The 19,345-nt window shown below is 63.5% G+C and carries 13 protein-coding genes; 4 read left to right on the forward strand and 9 right to left on the reverse strand.

The window, feature by feature from the left end; translation table 11 throughout:
- Positions 1–3: 3 nt before the first annotated feature.
- Entirely contained in the window at positions 4–1,395 is a 1,392-nt protein-coding gene (hpnO, locus tag XH84_RS04255; RefSeq protein WP_128917093.1) for an aminobacteriohopanetriol synthase HpnO, read from the reverse strand.
- 141 nt (positions 1,396–1,536) lie between these two features.
- Here hpnO and XH84_RS04260 point away from each other — a divergent pair, with 141 nt between their 5' ends.
- A complete protein-coding gene (locus tag XH84_RS04260; RefSeq protein ID WP_164935926.1) occupies positions 1,537–2,169 on the forward strand; it encodes a DUF2147 domain-containing protein in 633 nt (210 codons plus the stop codon).
- On the opposite strand, the gene hpnN is transcribed toward XH84_RS04260, so the two are convergent.
- The gene (gene hpnN, locus XH84_RS04265) at positions 2,137–4,725 is read right to left on the reverse strand and encodes a hopanoid transporter HpnN (RefSeq protein ID WP_128917091.1); all 2,589 of its coding nucleotides are present in this window, start codon (positions 4,723–4,725) and stop codon (positions 2,137–2,139) included. The genes XH84_RS04260 and hpnN overlap by 33 nt on opposite strands.
- Positions 4,726–5,190: 465 nt before the next feature.
- Between hpnN and ispH the strand changes: the two genes are divergently transcribed.
- Both ispH and hpnH read left to right on the forward strand, forming a co-directional pair.
- On the forward strand, positions 5,191–6,117 hold the full coding sequence (ispH, locus tag XH84_RS04270; protein WP_128917090.1) for a 4-hydroxy-3-methylbut-2-enyl diphosphate reductase: 927 nt from the start codon (positions 5,191–5,193) through the stop codon (positions 6,115–6,117).
- 36 nt (positions 6,118–6,153) lie between these two features.
- Positions 6,154–7,314 (forward strand): adenosyl-hopene transferase HpnH, encoded by a 1,161-nt coding sequence (gene hpnH / locus XH84_RS04275; protein WP_128917089.1) that lies wholly within the window; start codon positions 6,154–6,156, stop codon positions 7,312–7,314.
- 1,194 nt (positions 7,315–8,508) lie between these two features.
- On the opposite strand, the gene XH84_RS04285 is transcribed toward hpnH, so the two are convergent.
- From XH84_RS04285 to XH84_RS04305, 5 genes are all read right to left on the reverse strand, one after another.
- Positions 8,509–9,042, reverse strand: a complete 534-nt coding sequence (locus tag XH84_RS04285) for a cytochrome b (protein ID WP_128917087.1) — start codon at positions 9,040–9,042, stop codon at positions 8,509–8,511.
- 769 nt (positions 9,043–9,811) lie between these two features.
- Positions 9,812–11,158, reverse strand: a complete 1,347-nt coding sequence (locus tag XH84_RS04290) for a carbohydrate porin (RefSeq protein WP_128917086.1) — start codon at positions 11,156–11,158, stop codon at positions 9,812–9,814.
- A gap of 149 nt (positions 11,159–11,307) precedes the next feature.
- Positions 11,308–12,366, reverse strand: a complete 1,059-nt coding sequence (locus XH84_RS04295; protein WP_128917085.1) for an ABC transporter permease — start codon at positions 12,364–12,366, stop codon at positions 11,308–11,310.
- Positions 12,363–13,889: a sugar ABC transporter ATP-binding protein gene (locus XH84_RS04300; RefSeq protein WP_128917084.1), complete on the reverse strand. Its 1,527-nt coding sequence runs from the start codon at positions 13,887–13,889 to the stop codon at positions 12,363–12,365. The genes XH84_RS04295 and XH84_RS04300 overlap by 4 nt, the downstream gene beginning before the upstream one ends.
- Before the next feature lie 57 nt (positions 13,890–13,946).
- Positions 13,947–14,909, reverse strand: a complete 963-nt coding sequence (locus tag XH84_RS04305; RefSeq protein WP_164935925.1) for a sugar-binding protein — start codon at positions 14,907–14,909, stop codon at positions 13,947–13,949.
- 237 nt (positions 14,910–15,146) lie between these two features.
- Here XH84_RS04305 and XH84_RS04310 point away from each other — a divergent pair, with 237 nt between their 5' ends.
- Positions 15,147–16,415 carry an ROK family protein gene (locus XH84_RS04310; protein ID WP_128917083.1) on the forward strand — a complete coding sequence of 423 codons (1,269 nt, stop codon included), beginning with the start codon at positions 15,147–15,149 and terminating at the stop codon, positions 16,413–16,415.
- Between the two features lie 136 nt (positions 16,416–16,551).
- Here XH84_RS04310 and XH84_RS04315 read toward each other — a convergent pair whose 3' ends face one another.
- Positions 16,552–17,364 (reverse strand): phosphorylase, encoded by an 813-nt coding sequence (locus tag XH84_RS04315; RefSeq protein ID WP_128917082.1) that lies wholly within the window; start codon positions 17,362–17,364, stop codon positions 16,552–16,554.
- Positions 17,298–19,295, reverse strand: coding sequence for a squalene--hopene cyclase (gene shc / locus XH84_RS04320; RefSeq protein WP_128917081.1), 1,998 nt, complete (start codon positions 19,293–19,295; stop codon positions 17,298–17,300). The genes XH84_RS04315 and shc overlap by 67 nt, the downstream gene beginning before the upstream one ends.
- Positions 19,296–19,345: the final 50 nt, after the last annotated feature.

The raw sequence follows: 19,345 nt of genomic DNA on the forward strand, positions 1-19,345 counted from the left end.
GCCTTACGCCGACCTTCGCACCGCGTTGTCGACCAGCGTCTTGCCGAGCGACCAGATCGCGCCGGGGACCTTGTGGCTGCCGGCGATGACGTCGTCGAACGCCTTCTCGATCCAGCTGCAGTCTTCCTCGGTGATGGTGAGCGGCGGCAGCAGCTTGATGGTGTGGCTGCCGTGGCCGGCGACTTGGGTCAGGATCTTGTGATCCTTGAACAACGGCACGGTGATGAGCTGGCAGAACAAGCCCTTGTTGGCGGCCTCCAGCACGTTCCAGGAGGCGCGCAGGCGCAGCGATTTCGGCGGGCCGAACTCGACGCCGATCATCAGGCCCTTGCCGCGGACTTCCTTCATCAGCTCGTAGCCGGGCACCATCCGCGTCAGCGCGAGGCGCAGCTCGGCGCCGCGCTTGGCGGCGGACTCGATCAGCTTCTCGGACTCCATGACATCAAGCGTGGCGATGCCGGCGGCCATCGCGAGATCGTTCTTGGAGAAGGTGGAGCCGTGCACCACGGCGCGGTCCATCTGGTTGAAGATCTTGTCGAAGATGCTCTTGCGCGTCAGCACAGCGCCGACTGGTACGTGGCCGCCGGACAACGACTTCGACAGCAGCACCATGTCGGGCTCGACGTTCCAGTGCTCGACCGCGAGGAAGCGGCCGGTGCGGCCCATGCCGGTCTGGATCTCGTCGGCGACGAACAGCGTACCGTATTTCTTGCAGAGCGCGGCCGCGCCGGGCAGGAACTCGTCGGTGGGCATGTTGACGCCCTTGCCCTGGATCGGTTCGACGACGAAGGCCGCGACCTCGCGCGAGGCCAGCGCCTTTTCCAGCGCGGCCAGATCGTTGAACGGGATCGGGGTGCAGCCGGGCAGCAGCGGCTCGAAGCCGGTGCGGAAATTCGAATCACCGGTCAGCGACAGCGCGCCATAGGTCAGGCCGTGATAGCCATGGGCGCAATAGACGATGCCGGGACGCCCCGTCGCGCCGCGCGCGAATTTGATGGCAGCTTCGACGCATTCGGCGCCGGAATTGGCGAAGAACGCCTTGTCGAGATAGGGGACGTATTTCAGAAGCCGCTCGGCCAGCACGCCGGCGAGCACCGAGACGTCGAACTGGACGAGATTGGGCAGGTCGGCATCGAGCACGCTCTTGAGCGCATCGCGCATGACCGGATGATTGCGTCCGATCGCAAACACGCCAAAGCCGGACAACAGGTCGAGGTAGCGCGCGCCGTCGCGATCGTAGAGATACTGCCCCTGCCCCTTCTGGAAGCCGACATCGTAGCCGATGGTCTTGAGGACCCGAACGAACTGCTCGTTCAGATACCGATTATGCAGGGTGCTGCGCTGGGCCTGACGGTCCGCGAATAGCTGAGACATGTCTGGATTTGGGCTGTGCATCCGTTACATACTTCGGTTGAGGGTCGTCTCGTCAACTGAAAAGGGACCGTTACTGAAAACGGTCTGTGCGGCCTTTTGCCCTTTTTCGGACCATCTTCGCAAGCACAGCTTTAGACCATGTTGCACTGCCGAGGAACTATCATGCGTTTGGCCCTTTACACCGGACTAATACTGGCTGGCGGTTACACCTGCCTGACCCCGGCCCTCGCCGCCGACCCCACCGGCGATTGGCGGGTCGCCGATGGCGTCGCCAACATCCGCGTCGCCCAATGCAATGGCAGCATGTGGGGTGCCGTTGCCTGGGAAAAGAAGCCCGGCGGGCGCGACGAGAACAATCCGGATGTCTCGAAAAAGAACAGGCCGACGCTGGGCATGGTGACGCTGATCGACATGAAGAAGACGTCAGGCGCCGATCAGTGGGAGGGCCAAGTCTACAACGCCCAGGACGGCCAGATCTATAGCGCGACCATCACGCCCTCGGGTACCGACCAACTCGAAATCAAGGGCTGCGTGATGGGCTTCCTCTGCGGTGGCGAGACCTGGACCCGGGTTGGCCCGCCGATCCCCTTGAGCACCGCCAACGCCATGGCCAAGGGCGCGCCGAAGCCCGCCGGCGCGGCGCCCAAAGCCGCAAGCACGACGATTGCCGCCGCACCCGCGCCTGCTCCGGCAGCCCCGAAGGCCGCCGGCGCAGCCAAACCCGCTCAGAAGGGCGCCGCCGATCCGGTCGGCGACATCTGCCTACTCCCTGAGATTGCGGGGTTTGCCCATTAGGGCCGGCTGGAACAGCAGCACGGCCGCGAGCGTCGTCACCAGCGAGAGGGCCAGCAGCTTGCCCATGCTGGATGTGCCGGGATGGCTCGACAGCCACAGGCTGCCGAACGCGGTCGCCGTCGTCAGCGCGCTGAAGAAGATCGCGCGCGTTAGGCTGGTCTGGAGCAGGTTTGTCCGGCCTGAGCGCCAGGCCACGACATAATAGATCTTGAAGGCGACGCCGACGCCGAGCAGCAGCGGGAACGCGACGATGTTGGCGAAGTTGAGCGGCAGGCCGATCAACACGCAGATCTCGAGCGTCACCGCCCCCGCAACCAGGAGCGGCACCAGGGTCATCAGCACGTCGACGAACCGGCGCAACGTGATCCACAGCAGGAGGCCGATCACCAGCAGCGCATAGATGCCGGCGTGGATGAACGCCCGCACCACGGTATCGCCGGATTTCAGGATCGAGACCGGCCCGCCGATCGCGGTCGGTTCGGCAACGAGCACCGCCGCCGCAAATTTGCGCAGCGTGTCGTTATCGTTGGGATCGCCCTTGGGCAGCGCCTCGACGCGGATGATGCCATCCTTGCTCTTCCAGGCGCTGACGAGATCGGGCGGCAATGAGTTCAGGGTGACGGGCCCGGCCTGCATCGCATTTCTGAGCTGGTCGAACACGATCTTCATCGGCGTGACGAACACGTCCTGCGCCTTGTTGCGCGTCGCCTCGTCGCCATTGGCGAGCTTTTCGAGCGCGTCTGCCAGACGGCGCGAGGCGACCGCACCCGGACCCTTGGCCTCGCCCGCGGTCCGGCGCAGATTGTCGACCGAGGATTTCAGCGCCTCGACGTTTTCCTGGTCCGACGGCGCCGCATCGATCTGATCGGGGTTGAGCGCGGGGTTCAGCACCTTGGCGCCCTGCGCGAGCAGCTTCAGCTTCGGCGGCTGGTCCTGCGGCACGAAGCTGTCGAGCGACATCACCCTGAGCACTTCGGGCACCTTCTCCAGCTTCGCCTCGACCTGCTTTGCCTGCTCCTCCGACGTCGTCATCACGTTGATGGCATTGGCGCCGGTGTTGGGGTCCTTGCGCAGGTCGAGGAAGGTCGCGATCGATTCGGCCTTCGGGTTGCGCAGGTTCATCGGGTTGAAGTCGAACTTCATGAAGTAGAGCAGCGGCAGGCCGCCGAGCGCCAGCAGCAACGTGCCGCCGACGATCGGCACACGATACTTCTCCAGGAAGTGATCGAGCGGCGCCAGGAAGGCATAGCCGACCGGCTCCTTCTCACCGGGCGGGTTCAGCAGCTTCAGCATGGCCGGCAGAACGGTGATCGACGAGAGGAACGCCACCAGCATGCCGACGCCGGCGATCTGGCCGAGCTCCGCGATGCCCTTGTAGTCGGTCGGCATGAAGCAGAGGAAGCCGGCGGCCGTCGCCATCGCCGCGAGCGACAACGGCACCGCCGAGCGCTTGGCCGCCAGCACCAGCGCGCCCGAAAGATCGTTGTGCTTGTAGCGCTCCGAGCGGTAGCGGACGCTGTATTGGATGCCGAAATCGACGCCGAGGCCGACGAACAGCACCGCGAACGCGATCGACAGCAGATTGAACGATCCGACCATCATCAGGCCGGCCGCGGTCGTGATCGCAAGGCCGACGAAGAGATTGACGAACACGGCGAAGATGATCTTCGCCGAATGCAGCGCGAGCCACAGGATGACCAGCACGACGAGAACCGTGCCGATGCCGTTGATGACGGCGCCTTCCTGGACGGTGGCGTATTCCTCGTTGGCGATCGGGACCGGGCCGGTCAGCCGCACCCGCGCCTGATACTTGGTTGGAAAATCCAGATCCGCTGCGGCCTTGCGGATGGCGTCGGTAGCGCCTTTGCCGGGCTCCAGCGCATTGTAGTCGAGGATCGGCTTGAATTCGATGAAGGCGCGCTTGTCGCTATCCGACAGCGGCTCGTCGCTGACGAGCTCGCGCCACGAGAAGCTCGCATTGCCCTTGTTGAGCACGGTCTCGACGGTCTGCGCGATCAGGTTGAAGGGCCGCGCGGTGTTGTCGAGCTTGACCTGACCGCGCTTGACGCCGGCAAGCCCCGTCTCCAGCGCGCCGGTCAGGCCGCGGATCGAGGGATCGCCGGCCATGATTTCGATGAGGGGCGCAGCGGATTCGAACTGGCCGGTGATCTTGCCGACCTCCTCGGTCGGCAGGAACAACAGGCCGTTCTTCTCGAAGAACTCGCCGCTGCCGAGCTGCTGCACCGACTGGAAGTTGGTCTTGTCGTCCTTCAGCTTGGCGTAGAGCGCGTCCGACGCCGCGCTCGCCATTTCGGGGGTCTTGGCCTCGACGACCGCCGTGATCGTCGCATCGCGGTCGAAGGCGCGATCGAACTGCTGGTCGCGCTGGCGCCAGTCCAGATTCTGGGCAATCAGCGAATTGATGTCAGTGTTGATGGCGAAGTGCTTGGACGCGTAATAGCCCGCGCCCACCGCCAGCAGGAGTCCGAGAACGACGACGAGGGAGGCAAGCCGGGTGCAGGCCCTGACGATGGCAACGACGACGCTTTGCAGCACTTCTTTTCTTTCTGCGGTTAACAGCTTGCCGGAAACGCCCGCTGTTTATCGGAGTTCCCAGGCGAAACCTATTGCTGTTTTGGGTGGTTCTCGCCGCGAGAAGGTTCGAGGTAAACGGCGGGAGACCCGGGCAAAACCATGCGGGGCGGTCGGTATAGGCGGGGAGTTGAGGCGGGAAAGTGACGAAAGACTGGGAAGCTCGGCTACCCATCACGCTCAAGGCCGTTACCTTACTATGTTACCGACAAAATCACACTGTCGGGCGCTGGAGGTTTCATTCGACCTTTCCTTGCTGCCGATTTTTTGACACAAAGTCTTGCGCCTCCATGCGCCGGAGCCCCAACGGGGGTGGGTGGCTACCGCGTGCGCGAACCAATGGTGCGGATATTGCAACTCATTGGTCAGTATCGGCATGACGCCGGGGACTTAGAAGCGGATTGGTGCAACTTGCGTGATGGGCGTCCCATGGAAGTTTATTTGGCGCAACCGCGCGGCTTTTGCGCGGGCGTGGTGCGTGCGATCGAAATCGTGGAACGGGCACTGGAGAAGTACGGCCCGCCCGTCTATGTGCGCCACGAGATCGTGCACAACAAATACGTCGTCGAGAGCCTGAAAAACAAAGGCGCAATCTTCGTCGAGGAGCTGTCCGAGGTCCCGCCCAAAGCGGTGACGGTGTTCAGCGCCCATGGCGTCGCCCGCAGCGTCGAGGAAGAGGCCGCCGCGCGCGACCTTCCGGTGCTCAATGCCACCTGCCCCCTGGTCACGAAAGTTCACAATCAGGGGAAGCGCTACATCACCAAGGGCCGGACGCTGATCCTGATCGGCCATGCCGGACACCCCGAGGTCGAGGGCACGATGGGCCAGGTTCCCGCCCCGGTGCTGCTTGTCCAAAGCGTTCAAGAGGTTAAGGCGCTGACCCTGCCGGCGGATACGCCAATGGCCTACATCACCCAGACCACCCTCTCGGTTGACGACACCAAGGACATCATCGCGGCCCTTCAGGCCCGCTTTACAGATATTCAAGGTCCGGATATCCGGGATATCTGCTATGCGACACAGAACCGCCAATCTGCGGTAAGGGACTTGAGTAAGCTGGTCGACGTGATCTTGGTAGTGGGCGCTGCCAACAGCTCGAATTCGAACCGGCTTCGCGAAATCGGCACCGAGGCCGGCGTCGCGAGTTATTTGATTGCCGACGGCAGCGAGCTCAATCCGGATTGGTTGAAGAATGCCAGGACCGTCGGCATCACGGCCGGCGCTTCGGCGCCCGAGGTACTCGTGGATGACGTGATCGAAGCGATGCGGCGGATCGGACCGGTGAAGGTCCAGGTGCTGCCGGGCCGCGAAGAAAACATCGAATTCCGGCTTCCGGCCCAACTGGCTGCGAGCTGACTCACCCGAATTGAAAAGCTCAGAAAGAAACTTGTAATGGCAATCCCCTTCTTCAAGGAAATGCGTATCGGCGGCTATTTGCTCAAGCAGAAACTGCTTGGCCGCAAGCGCTACCCGCTCGTGCTGATGCTGGAGCCGCTGTTTCGCTGCAACCTCGCCTGCGTCGGCTGCGGCAAAATCGACTATCCGGATGCGATCCTCAACCGCCGCATGACCGCGCAGGAGTGCTGGGACGCGGCCGACGAGTGCGGCGCGCCGATGGTCGCGATTCCCGGCGGCGAGCCGCTCATCCACAAGGAGATCGGCGAGATCGTGCGCGGCCTCGTCGCGCGCAAGAAGTTCGTCTCGCTCTGCACCAACGCGCTGCTGCTCGAGAAGAAGCTCGATCTGTTCGAGCCCTCCCCGTACCTGTTCTTCTCGGTGCATCTGGACGGCCTGCGCGATCACCACGACAAGGCGGTGTCGCAGAAGGGCGTGTTCGACCGCGCCGTCTCCGCGATCAAGGCAGCCAAGGCGCGCGGCTTCACCGTCAACGTCAATGCCACCATCTTCGACGGCCATCCGGCCGAGGAGATCGCGAAATTCCTGGACCTCACCGTCGAGCTTGGCGTCGGCGTCTCGATGTCCCCCGGCTATGCCTATGAGCGCGCGCCGGACCAGGAGCACTTCCTCAACCGCACCAAGACCAAGAAGCTGTTCCGCGACATCTTCGCGATGGGCAAGGGCAAGAAGTGGAACTTCATGCATTCCGGCCTGTTCCTCGACTTCCTCGCCGGCAACCAGGAATACGAATGCACGCCCTGGGGCATGCCCGCGCGCAACATCTTCGGCTGGCAGAAGCCCTGCTATCTGCTCGGTGAAGGCTACGCAAAAACCTTCAAGGAGCTGATGGAGACCACCGACTGGGACAGCTACGGCACCGGTCGTTACGAGAAGTGCGCCGACTGTATGGCCCATTGCGGCTACGAGCCGACGGCGGCGACCGCCGCCCTCAACAACCCGCTGAAGGCGATGTGGGTGTCGCTGCGCGGCATCAAGACCACGGGCCCGATGGCGCCGGAGATCGACATGTCCAAGCAGCGCCCGGCGCAGTACATCTTCTCGGAGCAGGTCCAGAAGAAGCTGTCGGAAATCCGCAAGGACGAAGCCGAGGCGGCGCAGGCGAAGGCGGCGCGGAAGGCTTCGACCGCGGCGTAAGCGCGCGATCAAATCTCACGTCAAAGGCCCGGCCGCGAACGCGATCGGGCCTTTTCTTTTGGGCCATTGCCGCAAGATGAGTTGTCCGGGTCCCGGACGCGCTGCAGCGCGCTTTGCGCTGCTGCGCAGAGCCGGGACCCAGCAGCCGCGTGCCGTGTCGATGCATGGGCCCCGGCTCTGCAGCGCATCGTCGAAGGGACGCTGCGCTGCGTCCGGGGCACGAGAGGAGATCGAGTCATTCTCTCTCGCCGTCATGCGAGCGCAGCGAAGCAATCCAGACTGCCTCCATGGAAAGATTCTGGATTGCTTCGCTGCGCTCGCAATGACGGCGTATGTGGCACGGGCTTGCTTTCTATCAGCGCTCTTCATCGCAGACACACCTTCGCATTCCCGCGGTGCATTCGCCCGGGCTATGCGTCTCGTTCACGCCCCATGAAAGCCAGAGGGCGCAGGAAAGGCCGGGCGCCGGCGGCACCCCAGATCCGTGCGCTATGAAGATGCACACGGGGTGGATCACAGGTGTTGCCGGTCGCCCGGCCTTCCCTGCGCGGTTGGTTTTAACGGTGTCCTTCGTGCTCTCCTCGGGGAGCGTTGCACTATTGCCCCCGTCGCCTCGCCGCTGATCGATGCGCGTGCCGGTTGGCTGCCACATCACCGCGAGGTTTGACGCCAGAACCCCGGGCGCCGGGACCACACGACTTCTCCGTCCGCGGACGGCCTCGCCGGAAGCATCCGAGGCTCGCGTGTGCTCACCCCCGAGTACCAGCTTGGCCGCTGTGACTACGCCGTGTCGTAGCGCGCCGCGCATGACTCACGGTTGCCCGCCCTGTCATCGCCTTTCGCGCCGGCGCTGCCGCGTCCACCGCACCCCAACCCGCATCTCGTGACGATCGCGAAGCGCCCCTCTGGCAGGGCCGGGATGAGTGTCCTATGCCATAAATCCGAAATTCTGGAAATAGGAATATTTTTACGAGGAGGGATTGACGAACTTTGCGGTGTTTTGCCCGACACTTGATGGAGACGTCTGCCGGCCTCCCCTCGATCGTCCGGCGTCTTTGCAAAAATCAAAAACAACCCCATGCCGTAATTAATAGAGAGCACTTGACGAATTCGATCCCAACCGTCGCAGGGGCAAAGCGGTCGTCGGTCACAATGAACAAGGCACAGGAAGCCACGGGCCCCGAATAGAGGCGGCTACGGCCGCATACGGTCGAGCAAATGATCACGCCATACGTATTGGTGCCCCAACGCCGCCAAGGCGTGAACTCCGGCGACCACGACTAGCGCATTGGCTGCGAACTCGTGCCACTCGTTGATACTATGCCGGGTCGCCGTGTCACCACTGCCGAATTGCGGCACCGACCACAGTCCAAAGATATTGAAGCCGCGATACGAGGCATCAATGATGCCAGCCACGACCACGAGGCCAAGCAGGATGTACAACGCTAAATGCGTTAGTCTCGCGATCGTATAGAGGGTCCCGCTATCGGCAGGCGGCAGCACGCGCCCAAAATGCGCCCGCCAAGCAACTCGCGTCACGATAACAAATGCGGTGAGGAAGCCCAACACGACGTGCGTGGACCACACTCCGGTGCGGAGTGGTCCGCGCGGAAAGAGGTCTCCGGTCTGACCTATTCCCCATAAGACAATGACGAGGGCGACGGTGATCCAATGCAGCCAGACGGTCGTCGGATCATAGTGTTCGTCGGTTTCGACAAAGCGACTCATAGTTATTTTATCGCATGCGCGCAGGCAGGCGGTTTTGATCTTGATCAGACCAAGCAGAGAAGCTTGAAACGGGGCCTATTAGGTCCCGGCTGATCCGAGCAGGCCCACTTCTTGCCGGCGAATATAAGCCTAAGTCTTTGGTCGCTTTATGTGTTATCTGTTCTATGAAGAACAGAAATAAGGCTTGCAGCAAGGGCCACATGACTTCTCCGTCCGCGAACGGTTTGACCTGATCGCCGGGGGCTCGCGTGTGCTCGCCTCCGACGACGACCGAAACCGCTGTAACCGCGCCGTATCGTACCGCGTCGCGCCTGACTCACGGTTGCCCGCCCTGTCATCGCCTTTCCGTGCCGGCGCTGCCGCGTCCATCGCACCCCAACCCCGCATCTCGTGACGATCGCGAAGCCCCTCTGGCAGGGCCGGAATAGACGCCCCATGCCACAAATCCGAAATTCTGGAAAGTGGAATATTTTTATGACGAGGGGTTGACGGACTTTGCGGTGTTTGCCCGACGGGTGCGTTGGGACAAGCGGCGCCGCCCCCTCGCCGTCATTCCGGCGCGCGCACCCATCCTTACGAGGCTGGCTACGCGCCAGACGGAAAAAGCCCGGTCGCACGACCGGGCTTTTTCTTTTGTTCAGCTCCAACGCCAAGGGGAAGACCGGAGCGACGCTCCCTATTCCCTATGGGGTGGCCCACTCTCATGCAAAAGGTTCAAGACAACCGGATGCATGTCCGGGCTTTCGCGTCGAACGGCTTTCGCGTCACATCAGAAGTGGACCTCGGTGCGCATGCCGAGAACGACGGCATTGTCGGTCTTCACGCCCACGGCGTTATAGCCGCGTCCGCCGGGATTGATCACATACTGCGCGTCGAACTTGAGGTTCATCCATCCCGTCGCCTGCCAGCCGTACCAGACTTCGAGCGGAACCTCGTTGCCGCCGGCGTTGGGGCTGAGGGCCGCCGAGTTCACATGGGTCGTGCCGACCGCGAAGCCGACTTCGTCCTGGGGACGCCAGCTGAACGTTCCGGTATGCCGGAAGCCCAGGGCGATCTGGTAGTCCTGGTACGACGTCCGGTGATCGGCAACGGTCGTATTGAGGAAGGTGTACCAACCCACCGCGCCAGGACCGTCGACGGTCAACCGTTGCAGGATCGACTCGTAGACGCCGTAGCGGCCTCTTTGATCGCTGAGGTTTTGATCCGGCACGCCGCCGACGCCCGGGATGGTGCTGACGACACCGGGAAGGCCGCCATCGATCGACGAGGCGCTGTCGTACCAGCCGCCAACTCTCCAGGTCCCGGTCAAGGGCCCTTTCGGCGTCCAGACCAACTCCACCGGCACCATCACGCCACTGGCGGGGTTTGAGGCGGGGATGCCTGGCAAGAAGTAGATGCCGGGGTCTGACGTCGTCAGGTAACCCGGATTGGCGTCGTAGACGCCGACCGAGATCGTGAACTCCGGCGCGATCTTGTAGTGGACGACCCCGGCCCACTGGCTCACCGGCCAGTTGTAGATGTACCCGCCCTGGATGTTGCCGGGCTGGCCGCCGCAGAAAGTCAGGTTGATGAACTCGCACAGACCGAAGAAGAAGTCGGAGCCGACCGGAAGACGGCCGCCTTTGAGTTCGAGACGGTCATCGAACAGCTTCTGCGAGTAATAGAGCTGTGTCAGGCGCAGGATATTGCCGCGGCCGAACACTTCGTTGGTCAGTTGCAAGGCGGGAATGTCCGCCTCGGTGTTCAGGTTCTTGCCGAAGCGGTCGACCAGCGTGAGGCCGACCGTGCCGCCGGGGATGCCGGCAAGCTTTCCCATATCCAGCTTTGCACCAAACCACAGCTGACCCGCGTTGGCTGCGGTGTTCCTGCTCCCGCCCGAGACGTTGCCGACGGATTCGTTACCGAGCGTCAGGCCCAGCTCGATGCCCTGCTCCTTCAGCTTGGTTCGGCCGAGGTCGCCGAACAGATACGGTCTCGTCCAGAAATCGTCAGCCGCATAAGGAACAGGAGCGGCCTTGGTCGAAAAATCGGCCGCATGTACCGCACCGCCAAGCAGCGATGAGAGAGCAATCCCCACACCGCACGCACATGCGGTGCTCACTAACCTGCGCAACATTTTCTTCGTCCTCCCGCCGTCTCAGGCTTTGTCGTTGTTGCCTCGCGTTCCTGCCCAAGCCCTCGAGCCTGAAACGCGCTCCGTCCCCAGCACACCATCACAGCCGCACGCCCACGAAGCAGCCTTGTGTCAACTGGAGCCTGGATCCGTCATGCCTGGTCGCCCGTTCTCACCGGCAGCGCGTCCACGCCGCGCGGTGCTGCACCCTGCTGTCCTTCACGTGTCGATTTCGGCGCCGTGCGGGCGAGACCGGCCAGCGCCATCTTGCGCCGACGCCGGGCCTGCAACTGATGATCCGCCAACACGCCGATCAAGATCACCGTCCCCATCACCGCGAAGTTCAGGGAATTGGGGATGCCCAGGATATTCACGAGGTTCTGCAGCACCTGCAGCAGCGCGGTCCCCAGCACGATACCGAGAATGGAGCCTTCGCCGCCGCGCAGGCTGCACCCGCCCAGGACGGCAGCCGCGATCGCGTAGAGCTCATAGAAATTGCCGAAGGAGCTCGGAGACACCGAGTTGGTGTAGAACACGAACAAGACCGTCGAAACTCCGGCGAGCCCACCGCTGATGATATAGGCGGTTGCGATCACCATGTTGGTGTTGATGCCCGAGAAGCGCGCCGCTTCCTCGTTCTTGCCGACGGCATAAAGCCAGCGTCCGTAGACCGAGCGGTGCAGCAGCACGCCGAGGACGAGCGCAAGGATGATCAGAAAGATGAAGGTGTTCGGGATGCCCGCCACATTGCCGGAGGCGATGCTGCTCAGCGTCGCGGCCTCGTCGCCATAGCCGAAGCCGCGTGTCGAGTCGCTCGTATAATAGCGGGCGGCGCCGCGATAGATCAGTAAGCCGCACAGCGTCACGATGAAGGGCTGCATCTTCAGCCGGGTGACGAGGAAGCCCTGAATGCCTCCCAGCGCCAGCCCGCCCAGCAACACGGCCAGCAGCGCCAGGGGCCACGGGACCTCGTAAGTCGTCAGAAGGTCGATGAATACGACGCCGAGCAGCGCGAACATCGAGCCAAGCGAGAGGTCGATGCCGCCGGTGATGATCACGAGCCCCTCGCCGAGCGCGAACACGCCGAACAGGCCGATCAGATTGGCCATGTTGAGCAGGTTCACCAGCGACAGGAAGGCTGGATTGATCGCGCCCGTGACGGCGGAAATCACCACGAGCAGCAGGCCGAGGCCGAGTTCTTTCTTGTTCATGGCGCAGCCGCTTCCACGGTTTCCAGCGCCTGGCCGATTGCAAGCTGCAACACGTTGTATTCGCTGAACTGCGGCCGCTCCAGCACGCCGCTGACGCTGCCTTCATGCATCACCGCGATCCGGTCGGAGACGCCAATGACCTCCTCCATGTCCGAAGAGATCATCACGATCGCGACGCCCTGGTCGGCGAGTTCGCGCATCAGCGCGTAGATCTCGCTCTTGGCACCGACGTCGACGCCACGGGTCGGCTCGTCGAAGAACATCACGCGCGGCTGCATGGAGAGCCACTTGCCCAGCACGACCTTTTGCTGGTTGCCGCCCGAGAGCGTCACGGCTTCCATATCGATGCTCGGCACCTTGATGGAGAGGCGCCTCACCTGCTCCTTGGCAGCCTTGCGCTCGGCCGGGGCGCTGACCAGCCACATCTGCGCATAATTCAGCAGGCTGGCCAGCGTCACGTTCTCCCGGATCGGCAGCTCCAGCACGAGCCCGGATTTCTTGCGATCCTCCGGCATCAGATAGATGCCTTGCCTGATCGCCTCCCGCGGCGATGCGACATCGATCGGCGCGTCGTCGATCCTGATCTCGCCGCCCAGCGGCGGATCAATGCCGAAAGCCGCGCGGGCAAGGGAGGTGCGACCGGCGCCCACGAGCCCCGCCAGTCCGAGTATCTCGCCATGCCGCACGGAAAGATCGACCTGCCGGTCGGGAAAGGCCGACGTCACGAGACCGACGATGTCGCAGCCGCCCGGCTGCGGCGACCGCTTCGGCGGCGTATGCAGCGCTTTCAGGTCGCGGCCGATCATCAGCCGGATCATTGCGGCATGGCTGAGCTGGTCTCGCGCCAACTCTCCCACCGTGCGGCCGTCGCGGAGCACCACGACGCGGTCGGCGCAGGTCATGATCTCGCTGAGCCGGTGAGAGATATAGATCACCGAGATGCCGTGCGCCTTCAGATCCGCAATCACCTCCAGCAGCCGTTCGGTCTCCGAAATCGTCAGGCTGGAGGTCGGCTCGTCCATGATGATGACGCGGGCGTCGATCGAGAGCGCCTTGGCGATCTCCACCAACTGGCGCTCGGCGATCGACAGGTTGTCGACCAGCGTGTCCGGGGTGAAATCGGCGCCCAGCCGCTCCAGCAGCGGCATCACGCGGGCATGCATCTTTGCATCGTCGACCAGCTTGAGCGGGCCGCCGACAAGCAACTCGCGTCCAATGAAGACGTTCGCGGCGACGTCGAGATTTTCGAAAAGGTTCAGTTCCTGATGCACGAAGGCGATGCCGGCCTGCGTCGCCTCGTTCACCGTCATACGGGCGTGGTCGGTGCCGCCGATGCGTATCACGCCCTCGCTCGGCGCGATCACGCCGCCCAGCACGCGCATCAGCGTCGATTTGCCGGCGCCGTTCTCGCCGATCAGGCCCAACACCTCGCCCCGGTACACACGCAGACTGACGTCGTCGAGGGCCATGACCCCGGGATAGGACTTGCTGATACCGGCGAGTTCGAACAGGATGTCCGCCATTCATTTCCTCCCGCACGACGCCCGACTGTGCCAGCCGGGCGTCGAAAGGCGCTGAAGTCACTTCTTCAACAGTGCCTTCAGATTTGCGGTGAATTCCGCGACGTTGGACTTGCTGACCACTTGGGTTGGCACGATCAGCTTGCTGTTAGCCGGAATCCAGGACTTGTCGCCGTTCAGTGTCTTGATGATGTTGGTGGCGGAGAGATACCCGAATTCGTATGGCTGCTGCACGACCGTGGATTCGATTGTGCCGTCGGATATTCCCCGCAGCGTGCGCTGGTCCTCGTCGAAGCCGACGATCTTCACCTTGCCGGCCTTGCCCGCCGCCTTGACCGCGTCATAGATCAGTGGCGTCTCGTAGCTCCAAAGGCCGGACAAGAGCGCGATGTCGGGATATTTGACCAGCACGTTCTCCATATTCGCCTTGGCCTTGGCGAAGTCGACCTGGTCGGTGAACACGTCGACCAGCTCGACCTTGGTGCCGGCGATCGCGTCCTTGATCCCCTGCACCCGCTCGCGGGCATTGTCCGCGTCCATCGTGCCGACGAACAGCGCGATCTTGCCGCCGCTCGGCAGCGCCTTCTTGATCTCTTCGCCTGCTTGCCGCCCGGCCGCGACGTTGTCGGTGCCGATATAGGCGAGACGATTGCTCTGCGGCGCGTCGCTGTCCGTCGTGATCAACACGGTCTTGGCCGCAACCTTGTTGAGCTGTTCGGTCGCGTGCGGCGCATCGTCGACCGAGATGGAGATACCGGCGACGCCGCGCACCAGCAGGTCGTCCAACTCGCGCCGCTGGCCCGCCGCCGTGCCTTCGTTGGTGACGATCAGTTCGATATTGTATTCCGGGTGTTCCTTCTGCGCCTTTTCCAGCCCGCGGCCGGCGATGGTCCAGAAGTCGGCCGCAACATTGGTGACCAGCGCGATGGTCTTCTTCTGCTGGGCCTGTGCCATTCCCGTCGCCATCGCGAGCGCGGCGGTCGCGAGCAACGGCACTAGCAATTTCTTCATCGATCCGTTCATCTGCACCTCCCTTTGGACACCCCGGATAAGGGCTTCATGACGCTTTTTGCGCCCTATTTTATTTACACAGCGAAGAAATGTCGCAGAGCAAAACACCGAAAACAGGATGTACTGGCTCATTCTTCAAGCGGAAATAGTACATAAGGTACGATAATAGTAAATATAGCTCCCAGACGACGTTTTCCGGCTGTGCTTTTCCGTGCATATTAATTTCACGTCGTGAACTAAAGAGACAGCATGGCTGACCAAATTGAACCGCCCAGACGCATTTCAGGCACCGCCCGCGGTTCGAACCGCGGCCGCCTCGTCGAAGTCCTGCGACGTCAGGGGCCATTGCCGCGCGTGGAGCTCGCCCGGAGTACGGGATTGAGCTTCCCCGCCGTTTCCGGCCTGACGTCGAAGCTGATCGCGGAAGAATTGCTGTGCGAGACCGAGACAGCGGCAACGTCATGGGCCGACGACACGGACGAAGACGATGCGGACGGGCTGAACGGCCGCCGTCGCGGCCGGCCCGCTGTGCTGCTGACCCTGAACCCGGAGTTCGGCCGCATCATTGCGGTCTCGCTGCGCATGAACCTGATCGAAACACTGATCGCGGATTTCAGCGGCTCCGGCCTGGCGCAATCGCGGCTCGAAATCGCGACGCGGGCGCTCGATGCGGGCGCGTTATGCGATCTCGTGATCGCGCAGATCGATTCGATGCTTGAGGCGACGGCCACACCGCGCCATCGCCTGTTGGGAATAGGCATTGCCCTGCAGGGCATCGTGAACGCGGACACCGGCCGGCATCTGTGGAGTCCGGCGCTTTCCGTCACCGATATCGATCTGGTGAAGCCGGTGCGCCAGGCCTTCGACGCCGAAGTCGTGATGGCGAATGACGCTGTTGCGGTTGCGCTCGCGCTTTGCGCCGCGGAGCCGGCGCTGGCGCAGGGCCTCTCGGCCACGATCATGGTCGGCCACGGCGTCGGCATGGGCGTCGTTGTCGATGGTGAGGCGCGCTGGGGCGCCGGCGCCGGCAGTGAGATCGGCCATATCAAACTGGGATCGAACGGGCCGCAATGCCGCTGCGGCCAGCGCGGCTGCATCGAGGCCCATCTCGCCGACTACGCGCTCTACCGCGACGCCCGTACCTTTCTCGACTTGCCGCCGGCGGTGTCGCAACAACCGTCCGAGGCGCAGATGGCCCTGCTGCGCGAGCGAGCGCGGGGCGGCGATCCCCGTCTCGAGCATGTATTCCAGCAGGCAGGTCGCGCGCTTGCCGAGGCGGTCGCGGCAACGATATCCGTGCTGCGCCCACACCATGTGATCCTGGCCGGACCCGGACTGCAGGCATTCGACATGATGCGCCGCGCCTATGAGGAGCGGCTCGAACAAGCGGTGTTGCCATGGCTGCTCAAGTCCACGGCGATCTATCTGCGTCCAAGCGAATCGGCGGCAATCGTCGAGGGCATGATGCGACGGACACTGTGGGTCGTGGACCGAAACCGCATGGAGGCGACCGAGTGAGCGTGAGAAGCCGCGGCCTTGGCGATCTGGTCGGCTCCCGGATGACGCTGTCACCCCATCCCGGCTACGGACATCCATACGCAAAAGGCCCGGTCGCCGATGGCGACCGGGCCTTTTGCTTTATCGCATCAAGAGGTCAGGCCGCCTTCGACACCAGCGCCTCGCTGTCGATCAGCTCGGTGCCGATCAGATAATCGCGGCAGCCGCGCAAGCTCCGCAAAGCGCGGTTGAAGTCGATGCCGGTCGAGACCAGCGCATGCAGCGTCGCCGGATTGCGCACGATGCCGCGCAGCACGGCCGCGAGGTCGATCTGGCCGTTCGGCTTGATCGCGGCGCGGGCGAGCGCCGGCAGCGCGCGGTGGGCGGGATCGCTGATGACGCGGACCGCGGCAAAGGGCAGCCCGGCCTCGGCGGCATAGGCGGCCGCGATGTGGCTTTCCATGTCGACGGCGGCAGCGCCCGTCTCCGAGTGTAGCGCCGCCTTGCAGGAGCGCCCCGTGACCACTTCCTCGGCACCGGCAAGGCTGCCGCGCACCACGCGGCGGCGCCCCGAGGTCAGGCGGTCGATCAAATCGTCGCCGAGCGAGAGGCCTGCGGCCCAGCGGGTGTCGCCGTCGAGCACTTCGGTCGCCAGCACGACATCGCCGGAACGCAGCGTCGGGTCGAGCCCGCCGGCCACGCCGAACGAGATCACGCCGCGAATCGTCTCGGGATCCACCACGGTCAGAAGCGCCCGCAACTGCGTCGGGCTGCTCGATGAACAGATCACGGCCATTCCCGGCCCGGCCGCGATGCGGGCCTCCTGCACCAGTCCGGTCACGATCAGTATCGGCCGCGGGTCGATGGCCTGACCCGCGGTAAAATAGTCCCCCGTCCCCAAAGTCACATTCCGACCCCTACCACCCTGCTGTTGGTGTTCCGCAAGTTCCGATACCGCGCCAGTGCCCACAGCGGAAAGAACTTTGGGTAACCATGATAACGTAGATAGAACACGCGGGGGAAGCCTGTGGCGGTGTACCGCTGCTCGTCCCACAGTCCTTTTTCGTTCTGTGTTGCAATCAGGTACTCCACCCCGCGGGCGACGGCCGGGTGATCAACCTCGCCTGCCGCCATCAGGGCAAGCAAGGCCCATGCCGTTTGCGAGGCCGTCGAGGGGGCGGCTTCCCAGCCCTTGTAGTCCAGTCGGTAGCTGACGGCGTCCTCGCCCCAGCCGCCGTCCTTGTTCTGGATCGAGGCCAGCCAGCCGGCGGCTTTGCGAATCATGGGGTCCTTGTGGTCGACCCCGGCCATGTTGAGGGCACAGAGCACCGACCAGGTTCCATAGATGAAATTCATGCCCCAGCGGCCGTACCAGGACCCCTCGGGGTGCTGGGTCTTCCGCAAATAGGCGACCCCGTCAGCCACGTGCTTGCTGGTCTTCGCGGTCTCGCCGAGCTGGGCCAGCATCGAGATGCAGCGTGCCGTGACGTCCTCGGTCGGCGGATCGAGCAACGCGCCGTGGTCGGAGAACGGGATGTTGTTGAGATAATATTCGAGATTATTGACGTCGAAGGCGGCCCAGCCGCCGTCGTCGCTCTGCATGCCCTCGATCCACTCCCGGCCGCGGATGATCGCGGCGTCATAGCCGCTCGCGCCGTGTTCCCGGCGCATGCGGTCCATCGACATCACCACCACGGCGGTGTCGTCGAGGTCGGGGTAATGCGCATTGTTGTACTGGAAGGCCCAGCCGCCCGGACGCACGTCGGGCCGCTTCACGGCCCAGTCGCCCTTCACCTCGAGCTCCTGCCTCGGGATCAACCAGTCAAGGCCCTGCTTGGCGGCCGGCACCGCCTTGTCACCGCCGGCTTCCAGCAGCGCATGCGCCGTCAGCGTCGTATCCCAGACCGGCGAGACGCAGGGCTGGCAGTAGGCCTCCTCCTCGCCGATGACGAGGAGCTTGTCGATGCCCCGGCGCGTGACCGCGCGCGGCGGATAGTTCTCGTCCTTGCCGAGCGCGTCATACATCATGACGATGTTGGCCATGGGCGGATAGATCGCACCCATGCCGTCCTCGCCGTTGAGCCGCTCCTCGGTGAAGGCGAGCGCCGCATCGATGGCGCGCTTGCGCAGGCTCTTGGGAAACAGCGGCTCGATCACGCGCAAAATGCCGTCGAGCGAACGAAACAGCAGGAACCAGGCCATGCTCTGATGCGGCGCCTTGGCGGTCATGCCGATCGAGCGCGGATCCTGCAGGAACAATTCGTCGATGCCGACCCCTTTCGGATTCTTCGCGCGCGGCTTGAGCGCTGCGAGCACCATCAACGGCACCATGGTGGTACGCGCCCAGTAGGAGATCTTGTTGAGGTGGAACGGCGACCAGAACGGCAGCAGCACGATCTCGATCGGCAACACCGGCACCGCGCGCCAGGTCACCACGCCGTACATCGCAAGCAGGAAGCGCGTGAAGACGTTGCTGTGAACAGCGCCGCCGCGCGCATGGATCGCCTCGCGCGCACGCACCATGTGCGGGGCGTCGACGCTGTCGCCGATCATCTTCAGCGCGAAGTAGGCCTTCACGCTGGCACTCATGTCGAACTCGCCCTCATGCACCAGCGGCCAGCCGCCATGGGCGCCCTGAACGCGGCGAAGATAATTGGCGATCTTGGCTTCGAGCACGGCGTCGACCGGCTCGGCGAGATAGTGGCGCAGCAGGATGTACTCGGCCGGAATTGTGCAGTCGGCCTCGAGCTCGAACACCCAATGGCCGTCCGCCTGCTGGAAGTCGAGGACGCCCTGCGTCGCCGATGCAATGCTCGTTTCCAGGATGCCCGGTTGCAAGGTCCCCGGTTGCAAGGCCTCCTGTTGAAGGGCTTCGCGGCTGGTCGCGTTCACGGAATCCATCTCGCTCGATTGCTCCGATAGTCGATTGAAATTGGCCGGGACGTTTGCCC

The organism is Bradyrhizobium nanningense, from assembly GCF_004114535.1.
GTDB classification, from domain to species: Bacteria; Pseudomonadota; Alphaproteobacteria; order Rhizobiales; family Xanthobacteraceae; genus Bradyrhizobium; species Bradyrhizobium nanningense.